General features: G+C 73.8%; 8 protein-coding genes and 1 pseudogene. 5 read left to right on the top strand and 4 right to left on the bottom strand.

The genetic code is table 11. The features are described 5' to 3' along the window. Both JFN87_RS30515 and JFN87_RS30510 read left to right on the top strand, forming a co-directional pair. Positions 1 to 611 (top strand): annotated as a pseudogene (locus JFN87_RS30515) (SWIM zinc finger family protein); the annotation flags it as partial. Between the two features lie 66 nt (positions 612 to 677). Then, positions 678 to 1094, top strand: a complete 417-nt coding sequence (locus tag JFN87_RS30510) for a hypothetical protein (protein WP_209345346.1) — start codon at positions 678 to 680, stop codon at positions 1092 to 1094. A 30-nt stretch (positions 1095 to 1124) separates the two neighbouring features. Here JFN87_RS30510 and JFN87_RS30505 read toward each other — a convergent pair whose 3' ends face one another. The 3 genes from JFN87_RS30505 to JFN87_RS30495 all read right to left on the bottom strand — a co-directional run bounded on the left by JFN87_RS30505 (position 1125) and on the right by JFN87_RS30495 (position 4266). Continuing rightward, positions 1125 to 2441: an MFS transporter gene (locus JFN87_RS30505; RefSeq protein ID WP_209345344.1), complete on the bottom strand. Its 1317-nt coding sequence runs from the start codon at positions 2439 to 2441 to the stop codon at positions 1125 to 1127. Then, on the bottom strand, positions 2438 to 2977 hold the full coding sequence (locus tag JFN87_RS30500) for an ArsR/SmtB family transcription factor (RefSeq protein ID WP_209345342.1): 540 nt from the start codon (positions 2975 to 2977) through the stop codon (positions 2438 to 2440). The genes JFN87_RS30505 and JFN87_RS30500 overlap by 4 nt, the downstream gene beginning before the upstream one ends. Positions 2978 to 3057: 80 nt before the next feature. Next, entirely contained in the window at positions 3058 to 4266 is a 1209-nt protein-coding gene (locus tag JFN87_RS30495; RefSeq protein ID WP_209345340.1) for a pyridoxal phosphate-dependent aminotransferase, read from the bottom strand. Between the two features lie 85 nt (positions 4267 to 4351). Here JFN87_RS30495 and JFN87_RS30490 point away from each other — a divergent pair, with 85 nt between their 5' ends. Both JFN87_RS30490 and JFN87_RS30485 read left to right on the top strand, forming a co-directional pair. Beyond that, a complete protein-coding gene (locus tag JFN87_RS30490) occupies positions 4352 to 5005 on the top strand; it encodes a winged helix-turn-helix transcriptional regulator (protein WP_209345339.1) in 654 nt (217 codons plus the stop codon). A gap of 55 nt (positions 5006 to 5060) precedes the next feature. After that, positions 5061 to 5702, top strand: a complete 642-nt coding sequence (locus JFN87_RS30485; protein ID WP_209345337.1) for a nucleoside/nucleotide kinase family protein — start codon at positions 5061 to 5063, stop codon at positions 5700 to 5702. Positions 5703 to 5760: 58 nt separating this feature from the next. On the opposite strand, the gene fdhA is transcribed toward JFN87_RS30485, so the two are convergent. Continuing rightward, on the bottom strand, positions 5761 to 6990 hold the full coding sequence (gene fdhA / locus JFN87_RS30480; RefSeq protein ID WP_209345336.1) for a formaldehyde dehydrogenase, glutathione-independent: 1230 nt from the start codon (positions 6988 to 6990) through the stop codon (positions 5761 to 5763). 423 nt (positions 6991 to 7413) lie between these two features. On the opposite strand from fdhA, the gene JFN87_RS30475 reads away from it, so the two are divergent. Beyond that, positions 7414 to 8181 (top strand): MHYT domain-containing protein (locus JFN87_RS30475; RefSeq protein ID WP_209345334.1); only part of this gene is annotated, 768 nt, incomplete at its 3' end.

The raw sequence follows: 8181 nt of genomic DNA, 5'->3' as shown, positions 1-8181 counted from the left end.
AAGCAGGTCGCCTACGGCGTCGACCACGACGAGGCCTGCCGCCCCTGCCCGTGCCCGATCGGCCCGGGCGCCCACCGGACTACCCCGAGGCGCCCGGCGCGCCCGACCCGTTCGCCCTCGACCTCCTCGCCACGGAAGCCGCGGCCCGCGCGCACGCCCTGCTCGTCCTCGGCGCCGACCCCGTCGCCGACCTGACGCCCTGGCAGGACGCGGTCCGCCTCGCCGCCGCCCACCCCGGCTCAGGGCTCACGGCGTCGACCCGCGCGCTCTACCGCGACCTCGCAGCCGCCACGGACCGCACCCCCACCGACCTCGCGCGCGCCGTCGCCGCCTGGCGGCAGGGCGGCCTCGCCGGTCTCGACGTCCTGGAGCACGCGTGGGACCCGCCCGCGGGCCCCTTCGACCGGGCGCCGCCCGCCCTGGCCGCGGCCGACCTGCCCGCGCTGCGGCCCTGGCGCAACCGCCTCACGGGCCCCGCCCTGCAACTGCGGCTGGGCCGCGACGGCCTCTGGTACGGCTACGAGTCGGACCGCGACAGGGAGGACTGGTGGCCGCGCGGTATACCGGACACCGACCCGGTGGGCGCCGTCATCGCCCTGCTGGGCCGGTGACGGGTACGCTGCGGCCACGGACCGTTACGCACCGGGCACGATCGCGGCGAACCGAGGGGGCAACCGGTGGACGATGTGGTGACGATGGCGGCGGCAGCGGTCGTCCAGCAGATGGCGCTCGACGGCTGGAGCGCGGTGCGCGACCGGTTCGCGGCGTTCCTGGCGCGCAGGAGCGGCGCGTCCGAGGACGCGGTCGGCGCCGAACTCGACACGTCACGAGCCGAGTTGACGGCTGCCAGGGAGGCCGGCGACGAGGAGGCGGCGGGCGAGCTCGAAACCGCGTGGCGCGGCCGCTTCCGCCGCGCTGTCCGCGACGACGCGGCCGGGCAGGAGGAACTGGCGCTGCTCGTGAGCCGGTTGACCGCCGGGCAGCCGGCGGTGCGCAGCGGTGACGTGCACAACACCATCAACGGCGGCACGTACCAGGGCCCTGTCATCCAGGCGGGTTCCGTCGGCCGGATGCGTCTCGACGGCCGCTCCTGACGCCGCCCGCCCCGGGGGGTCGGGCCGTGCTCAGAGTTGGCTCAACGGCCTCGTGGAGTTCTCGGCGGCACCCTCCCGCACAGGACCCGGCGCTTCCGGGCGGACCGGGTTGTCGGCGGGCGCGGCCGCACGCAGCGCCGCCTCGACCCGGCGGTTGCCGGTCATGGCCGACGTGACGGCGGTCATGGTGAGCAGGAGACCGGCGGCGGCGCAGAGCGGGGTGCGCACGCCGTAGGTGGTGGCCAGCCAGCCGCCGAGGAAGGCGCCGAACGGCGCGGCGCACATGGCGAGCATGCGGGAGGTGGAGGCGACCCGGCCCATCAGGTGGGCGGGGACGATCGCCTGCCGCAGGGAGGGGCCGAGCACCATCGTGGCGCCCATGCCCGCTCCGCAGACGGCCAGCGCGAGGCCGGCGGCGTACGGGTTCGGGGCGGTGGCAAGGCCCAGGACGGCGAGTCCTTCGATCGTGGCCGTGCAGGTCAGCGCGGTGCCGATGCCCAGTCGCCGGCCGAGGAAGGAGGCGATGGCCGCGCCGAGCAGGCCGCCGGCGGCCTCCGCCGTCAGGAGCAGGCCGAAGCCGAAGGCGCCGATGCCGAGACGCTCGTGCGCGAAGAGGGCGAGCACGGTGTCCACGGCGAGGAAGGCGATGTTCCCGACTGCCGGGCGCAGCGCGAGCCCGAGCAGCAACCGGTCGTGGAACACGTACGAGGCGCCGGCCCGCGCCTGCCGCAGCAGCGACTCACGGGCGTGCGGCACCGGCCGGGGCGCGGCAGGCAGCGACCGCACGAGCAGCGCGGAGAGCGCGAACGACACCGCGTCGGCGAGCAGCGGAAACGCCCGCCCGAGCGCGAGCAGGGCACTGCCCAGGGGCGGTCCCGCGAAGCCGGACGCGGCGGTCTGGGCGCCGCGCAGGCGGGAGTTGGCGCGCTCGAGGAGCGCGGGGTCGCGGCCGAGCAGATCCGGCAGATAGGCCGTCGCGGCCGTGTCGAAGAAGAGTCCTCCGAGGCCGAGCAGGAAGGCGACGGCCGCCAGCAGCGGAATGCTCAGCACGCCGAGCGCGGCCGCTGCCGCCGGTGTCGCGAGCAGCGCCGCCCGCGCCGCGTCCGTGACCCACATCGTGCGCCGACGGTCCCAGCGATCGACCAGCGCACCGCCGAACACACCGAAGAGCAGCCACGGCAGCGTTCCCGCGGCCGTGACGACGGCGAGTGCCATGGGATCGCGCGTCAGCGCCAGGGCGAGCAGCGGCAGCGCGGCGTGCGTCACCCCGTCACCGAGCGAGGACACCGTCTGCGCCGCCCACAGCCGCCCGAACCCGGCCGGCAACTTCCGCAGGTCTTTGGTCACTTGCCACCCTCTCCGGCCTGCGTGCTCGGTCCCGGGTGGAACAGTGCGAAGGCGAGCGACGCGTCCGGCAGTGACGGATCGGACAGCTCCAGGTACTCGTCCGCCAGCGCCCGCAGCCGCGCCCCCAGCTCCGCGAACTGCTCTCCGGTGAGACGCAGGTGCGCCATCCGCACGTGCCGCTCGCCGTCCGCGGGCGCCGCCTCCAGGTCCGCGATCGCGTGCCGCATCAGTACATCAGGACCGCCTTCGCCCGGATCGGGCAGCACGATCGCCCGCGCGGCCATGGCGTAGTACCGCTCGGTGACCCCGCGGACCTTCCGCGTCCGCACCACCTTCACCAGGCCGGCCCGTTCGAGCAGGCGCACGTGGTAGCTGGAACTGCCCTTGGCGAGGCCCACGCGTTCGGCGATCTGCGTGATCGTCGCGGGCTCGAAGCGGAGCACGGCCATGATCCGGTGGCGCGTGAGATTGGAGACGGCGCGCAGCTGCTCGTCGGTGGAGACGTGGAAGGTCTCCGGGATGTCGTCGTCAGTCATGGCCCCAATGGTCAACGTTTCTTGACCATTGGGCAAGGGGTTTTGCGCGTGGAGTCGGAGGAGCCTCTTCGCGGTCGCGTCTACTGGCGGTATCCGCCGAGGAACCTGCCGATCCGGCTGATCGCCGCGTCGAGGTCGTCCGCGTACGGCAGGGTCAGGATCCGGAAGTGGTCGGGACGCGGCCAGTTGAAGCCCGTGCCCTGCACGACCTGGATCTTCTCCCGCAGCAGCAGGTCGAGCACGAACTTCTCGTCGTCCACGAGCGGGTGGACCTTCGGGTCGATGCGGGGGAACGCGTACAGCGCCCCCTTCGGCTTGACGCAGGAGACGCCCGGGATCTCGTTCAGCCTCTCCCAGGCGCGGTCGCGCTGCTCGTGCAGCCTGCCGCCTGGGGCGGTCAGCTCGCGGATGGACTGGCGGCCGCCGAGCGCCGCCTGGATGGCGTACTGCGCGGGCGCGTTGGGGCACAGCCGCATCGACGCGAGGACGGTGAGGCCTTCGAGGTAGCCCCGCGCGTGCTGCCTCGGCCCCGTGACGACGAGCCAGCCCGAGCGGAATCCGGCCACCCGGTACGTCTTCGACAGGCCGCTGAAGGTGAGCACCACGAGGTCGGGGGCGAGCGCGGCCGCCGAGTGGTGGACCGCGTCGTCGTAGACGATCTGGTCGTAGATCTCGTCGGCGAACACCATCAGCTGGTGGCGCCTGGCGAGGTCCAGGATGCCTTCCACGATCTCGCGCGGATAGACGGCGCCCGTCGGGTTGTTGGGGTTGATGATCACGACGGCCTTCGTGCGGTCGGTGATCTTCGACTCCATGTCGGCGAGGTCCGGGTTCCACTCGGCCGATTCGTCGCACATGTAGTGGACGGCCTTGCCGCCCGCGAGCGTGGTGACCGCCGTCCACAGCGGGAAGTCGGGCGCGGGGATGAGGACTTCGTCGTCGTCGTCGAGCAGCGCCTGCACGGCCATCGAGACGAGCTCGGACACGCCGTTGCCGAGGAACACGTCGTCCACGCCGACCTCAAGGCCGAGTGCCTGGTAGCGCTGGGCGACCGCGCGGCGCGCCGAGAGGACGCCGCGCGAGTCGGTGTAGCCGTGGGCCTGCGGCAGCATCCGGATCATGTCCTGCACGATCTCCTCCGGCGCCTCGAAGCCGAAGGCGGCCGGGTTGCCGGTGTTCAGGCGCAGGACGCTGTGGCCGGCCTCCTCCAGCGCGTCGGCGTGCGCGATGACCGGCCCGCGGATCTCGTAGAGGACGTTGCGAAGCTTGCTCGACTGCTGGAACTCCATGCCGTGGCCTCCCCGACCGATTGCGGTACTTGGTTTTACCAAGCTTGTCCTTGGAAAGTCCAACAACATGTCTAGACTGCGAGCCATGCCACGTCGCCGAAGTTACGACCAGTACTGTGCCGCGGCCCGCGCCCTCGACCGCGTGGGGGACCGCTGGGCCCTGCTGATCGTGCGGGAACTGCTCGCGGGACCCCGCCGCTACACCGACCTGCACGCGGACCTGCCGGGTGTCAGCACGGACGTACTGGCCTCGCGCCTGCGGGACATGGAGCGCGACGACCTCGTCACGCGCAGGAAGCTGCCGCCGCCCGCCGCCGCGGTCGTCTACGAACTCACCGCGCGCGGCGCCGGGCTGCTGCCGGTGCTCGGCGCGCTCGCCGAGTGGGGCGCCGCCGACCTCGGCGAGCCGCGGCCGACGGACGCCGTGCGGGCGCACTGGTTCGCCCTCCCGCTGCTGCGGGTGCTCGGCGAGTGCGCGGGCGGCGAGGCGGGGACCGTCGAAGTCGTCCTCGACACCGGCAGGTTCCACCTGAGCCTCGGCCCCGACCACCGCGCGCCGGCGTCAGCCGCCTACGGCGACGGCCCGGCGGGCGCCGAGCCCGACGCCCGCCTCACGCTCTCCACCGCGGCCTGCCGCGCGCTCGCCGACGGCGGCCTGCCCCTCACGGACGCCGTGCGCGAGGGGCGCGTCGCCGTCCACGGCGAGTCGCCGCTCGCGAAGGTGCTGAGCGGCCGCTGAGCGGGGCGCCCGGCGGCGCCGTGGTCTGCACGGCGCGGCGCGAGAGGATGGCCGTGTGCGACTCGAAGCGATCACCTGGGAACGCCTGACCGACGCCCTCGCCGACCGGCTGCTGGACAGCGGCCCGCACGACGGCGGCTCGCGGCTGCGCGTCGCGTTCGACGGCGCGCCCGCGGCCGGCACAGGGCGCGCCGCCGAGGCGCTGGCCGAGGCGCTGCGGCTGCGCGGCCGCCCCTCGCTCGTCGTCTCCACGCAAGGCTTCCTGCGCCCCGCCTCGCTGCGCTACGAGTACGGGCGCGAGGACCCCGACGCGTACTTCGGACGCTGGTTCGACACGGGCGCGCTGTGGCGCGAGGTGTTCGGGCCGCTGGACCCCGGCGGCTCGGGGCGCGTGCTGCCCGACCTGTGGGACCCGGCGACCGACCGCGCCACGCGCAGCGACCCCGTCGAGCTGCCGCCCGGCGGGGTCCTGCTGCTGCACGGCCCGCTGCTGCTCGGGCACTGGTTCCCGTTCGACCTGACGGTCCACCTGGACCTGTCGCCCGGCGCCCTGCGCAGGCTCACCCCGGCAGCTGAGCACTGGACGCTGCCCGCGTTCGAGCGCTACGCCGCCGAGAGCGACCCGCTGGCCTCGGCCGACGTGGTCGTACGCGCGGACCGCCCCGGCCACCCGGCGTGGACGGGACCGCGCACCTGACGCGCGCGGTCCGCGCCCCGCGCGCCTGACGCGTGCCCTCCGGGGCCGCCGCTCCGCGTCACGCGGCCTTGACGTGGTCCAGTGCGCCGTTGGGGTTGAGCACGTACTTGCGGCTCGCGCCCTTGTCGAACTCCTCGTACCCGCGCGGCGCGTCGTCCAGCGAGATCACCGTCGCGTTCACGGCCTTCGCGATGTGCACCTTGTCGTGCAGGATCGCCATGGCCAGTTGGCGGTGGTACTTCATGACCGGGCACTGGCCCGTCGTGAAGCGGTGGCTCTTGGCCCAGCCGAGGCCGAGGCGCACCTTCAGCGTGCCGCTCCTGGCGTCCGCGTCCACGCCGCCGGGGTCGTCCGTGACGTACAGGCCAGGGATGCCGAGCGCACCGCCCGCGCGCACCGTGCTCATCAGCGAGTTCAGCACCGTGGCCGGGGCCTCGCCCGCGTCCTTGCCGTGGCCGCGCGCCTCGAAGCCGACGGCGTCGACCGCCGCGTCCACCTCGGGCACCCCGAGGATCTCCGCGATCTGGTCCTCCAGCGTGCCCTTCGTCAGGTCGACCGTCTCGCAGCCGAAGCTGCGCGCCTGGGCGAGCCGCTCCGCGTTCAGGTCGCCGACGATCACGACGGCCGCCCCGAGCAGCTGTGCCGCGGCCGCCGCCGCGAGACCCACCGGGCCCGCGCCCGCGACGTACACCGTCGAGCCGACCTCCGTGCCCGCGGTCACCGCGCCGTGGAACCCCGTGGGGAAGATGTCCGACAGCATGGTGAGGTCGAGCAGCTTCTCCAGCGCCGCGTCCCGGTCCGGGAAACGCAGCAGGTTGAAGTCGGCGTACGGCACCATCACGTACTTCGCCTGGCCGCCGACCCAGCCGCCCATGTCGACATATCCGTAGGCGGCGCCCGGCCGCCCCGGGTTGACGTTCTCGCAGATGCCCGTCTGCCGCTCCTTGCAGTTGCGGCACCGCCCGCAGGCGATGTTGAACGGCACGGAGACGACGTCGCCCACGTCGAGGAACTCGACGTCGGGCCCCTTCTCCACCACCTCGCCCGTGATCTCGTGGCCGAGTACCAGGCCCGCCGGAGCCGTCGTCCTGCCGCGCACCATGTGCTGGTCACTGCCGCAGATGTTGGTGGCGAGGACTTTGACGATGACGCCGTGGCGGCACTCCCGGCCGACGTTCGCCGGGGCCACGCCGGGCCCGTCCTTCAGTTCGAGCGTCGGATAGTCGGTGGTCCTGACCTCCACCACACCCGGCTCGATGTACGCGACCGCCTTGTTTCCTCCAGCCATGCCCGCTCGCCGTCCCTTCGGATCCGCGCGTCCCGGCGGATCAGACATCACGGTTGTGTGCTTGATCTCACACTAGGTCGGTCCTGTGGGTGCGACAACAGGATGAACGCGGCACGATCCCGGGCCTCAGGTACCCGTCGACACGCCGCCGAGAGGCCGCGGACCAGCACCGCGGCGGGCGGCGCCGCGCCGCGGCGCGCGACCCGCACGCGACAGGCGGGCCGCCGCGGCACGGACCGCACCGGAAGGTTCTCCCGGACAACCGCCCGTTCCGCCGATTCTTCACGATTCATGCAGACCGCCCCGGAAGCCGCCACCCGCAACGGACTTTGCTAACCGGGCGTGCCGTCCTAATCTCGCCCCCGTACCGGCACGTCAGTACAGGCGTACGCACGACACCGAGGGGCTGAGGGGCGCCACGCCATGCAGGGCACAGTCAACGGATTCAGCTACGGGCTCGTCACCCCCGTCGCCGCCTTCCTCGCGGCGAGTCTGGGCGGGGCGCTCGGCCTGCGCTGCGTCGCGCCCGCCCTGCGCGGACGGGGCAGGCGGCGGCCCGCCGCGCTGGTCCTCGGCACGCTCACGCTCGGATGCGGCGTCTGGACCTCGCACACCGTCGCGATGACCGGGTTCGCCGTGGACGGCACCTCCGTCGGCTACGACACGGTGACCATGTTCGCGAGCCTCGTGGTGGGGCTGCTGATGATCGGCGCGGGCCTGTTCGTGGTCGGGCAGCGCGGCGCGAGCAGGATGGGCCTCGTCTCCGGCGGCACCCTGACCGGACTCGGCATCGCGAGCACCCACTACCTCGGCATGGCCGGCATGGAGCTCGACGGCATGGTCGAGTACAGCACCCCCACGGTGGTCGGCGCCGTCGCGGTCGGCGTCGCCGCGTCCGTCGCGGCCCTGTACACGACATCCAGGTACCGACGCGTCCCCGGCGCCCTCGCCGCCGCCGGCTGCCTGGGCCTCGCCACAACGGCCATGCACTACATCGCCATGGCCGGCGCCACCATCGACCTGACGTCCCCGGTGGCCACGGGCGGCGGCGGGCCCGACCCCGGAGACCTGCTGCCCATGCTCGCCGGGCCCGCCGCGTTCCTCGTGCTCGCCGCGGCCGTCGCGCTCGGCCGGCCCCGCCTGCTGCCCGGCGCCGCGCCGCACCGCGCGACCGCGCCCGAGGCCGTGCGC

Origin of the sequence: Streptomyces montanisoli (assembly GCF_017813245.1) — a bacterium.
GTDB classification, from domain to species: domain Bacteria; phylum Actinomycetota; class Actinomycetes; order Streptomycetales; family Streptomycetaceae; genus Streptomyces; species Streptomyces montanisoli.
This window is presented reverse-complemented; position numbering and strand designations above follow the sequence as displayed.

What these genes read in the sequence shown, in the direction of transcription:
- JFN87_RS30500 (WP_209345342.1), bottom strand. Translation starts at nt 2,977, where the DNA reads ATGACTGACGACGACATCCCGGAGACCTTCCACGTCTCCACCGACGAG.
- JFN87_RS30495 (WP_209345340.1), bottom strand. Translation starts at nt 4,266, where the DNA reads ATGGAGTTCCAGCAGTCGAGCAAGCTTCGCAACGTCCTCTACGAGATC.
- JFN87_RS30490 (WP_209345339.1), top strand. Translation starts at nt 4,352, where the DNA reads ATGCCACGTCGCCGAAGTTACGACCAGTACTGTGCCGCGGCCCGCGCC.
- fdhA (WP_209345336.1), bottom strand. Translation starts at nt 6,990, where the DNA reads ATGGCTGGAGGAAACAAGGCGGTCGCGTACATCGAGCCGGGTGTGGTG.